1 protein-coding gene is annotated in these 562 nt (G+C 41.3%); it reads left to right on the top strand.

The features are described from left to right. Positions 1–562 (top strand): DegT/DnrJ/EryC1/StrS family aminotransferase (locus QL995_RS21750; protein ID WP_290295087.1); only part of this gene is annotated, 562 nt, incomplete at both ends.

Raw genomic sequence — 562 nt, 5'->3', positions numbered from 1 at the left:
CTTTTTGACGCAAGGGCCACAAGTCCCTGCGTTTGAACGTGCACTGATGGATTCAAGCGGCGCCAATCATGCCTTGGCTGTTAATAGTGCAACGTCAGCTTTGCATATTGCTTGTTTAGCGCTTGAACTAGGGGCCGGTGATATATTATGGACAACACCTGTCACATTTGTAGCCTCAGCTAATTGTGGTTTGTATTGTGGCGCATCAGTAGATTTTGTTGATATAGATCCCGCAACTTATAATCTTTGCCCTGTAGCATTAAAAGAAAAGCTTATTCGCGCTAAAAAAGAAGGTATTTTGCCTAAAGTTTTAGTTGCAGTGCATTTATGTGGTCAGCCATGTGACATGAAAGCAATCCATGCGTTATCTATAGAATATGGCTTTAAAGTCATTGAAGATGCTTCACATGCAATAGGTGGACGTTATTTAGAACAACCAATTGGCTCATGTGAATACAGTGATATTACCGTGTTTAGCTTTCACCCTGTTAAAATTGTTACCACTGCAGAAGGTGGTGCGGCATTAACTAATAGCAAAGCACTTGCAGACAAAATGGCACTT

The sequence above is a fragment of the Pseudoalteromonas sp. APC 3358 genome, from assembly GCF_030408075.1.
Taxonomy (GTDB): domain Bacteria; phylum Pseudomonadota; class Gammaproteobacteria; order Enterobacterales; family Alteromonadaceae; genus Pseudoalteromonas; species Pseudoalteromonas arctica.
Note: the sequence above shows the minus strand (reverse complement) of the source record. Positions and strands in the feature narration are given on the sequence as shown.